1 protein-coding gene is annotated in these 1,086 nt (G+C 67.1%); it reads left to right on the top strand.

Annotation, left to right across the window (positions count from 1 at the left end):
* Window positions 1–630: peptidoglycan-binding domain-containing protein (locus tag LG661_RS24665; RefSeq protein WP_230534636.1), on the top strand; the 630-nt coding region annotated here is incomplete at its 5' end.
* Between the last annotated feature and the right edge of the window lie 456 nt (window positions 631–1,086).

Below are 1,086 nucleotides of genomic sequence, written 5' to 3'. Positions count from 1 at the left end.
GCCGCGCGCAACTTCCAGCAGGCCCAGGGCCTGGAGCCGACGGGCCAGCTCGATATCGCCCTGATCAATGCTCTTGGCATGAACCAGCAGGTCTTCCAGCCCAACATTCAGGGCGGCGGTCAGGCCGGGCAGCAGACTGCGCAGGGTGGCGGCCAGCAGGGCCAGAGCGCCGGTCAGGCCCAGGGCGGCCAGCAGGGCCAGCGCGTGGCTCAGGAGCAGTCCCAGGGTGAGGGCACCCCGCTTTACGCCAGCCCGGCGGCCGTGCGCGAGATCACGCAGGCCTTGAACAAGGCCGGCTATAGCGGCGGCAACGTGAACGGCCAGTGGGACGACGGTACCGAGCAGGCCACCAAGAACTTCCAGCAGGCCAAGGGCCTTGAACCCACTGGCACGCTCACGACCGAAACGATGGCGGCGCTGGGCATGACCAACTGGATGCAGGGCGGCCAGGGCGGCTCGCCGACCAGCACCGGCGCAGTCGGTGGCGGCGCTAGCGGCGGCTCGATGGGCGGCGCCGGCGGCAGCATGGGTCAGCAGGGCGGCGCCATGGGCGCGCAGCCGGGCATGAACCAGCAGGGCGGCCAGGGCGCAGGCCAGTCGATCACGATCACGCCGCAGCAGAAGCAGTAAAGGCTGCGCAGCGTCAACAATCAGGACGGCCGGGCTGGATAGTCCGGCCGTTCGCTTCATCAGGTAGCCGGCTGCGTTCTCGGGGTCGTCGACGGCGCAGCCGTCGGATCTTCGCTTTCCGAGCCATTTAAGTCCGCCTGCGTACAAACTCTGACTGCGCAGGCGAAACCAAGTCTTCCGTTAGCTCTTGTCCCCGAAGAGGCGCCTGACCGCATTCGCGGCGACGACCCGAGGCCAGTCTTGTGACGCTCACTCGCGAGGCACATGCAGGACAGGCCTGGACATCGCCAAGTCTGCCGTCATCCGGTCCGTCGGGCTGGGGGCGACCCGCAACATTGTCGGCGCCGATTTCCGAAGATGTCTTTATGGAGGTGTATAATGAAGCGCGCATTTCTCGCGGTGATCCTGGGCACGTCGGCCCTGGTTCCGCTGTCTGCCATGGCTCAGCAGCAGAGT

The sequence above is a fragment of the Microvirga roseola genome (assembly GCF_020866965.1).
Classification (GTDB): domain Bacteria; phylum Pseudomonadota; class Alphaproteobacteria; order Rhizobiales; family Beijerinckiaceae; genus Microvirga; species Microvirga roseola.
This window is presented reverse-complemented; position numbering and strand designations above follow the sequence as displayed.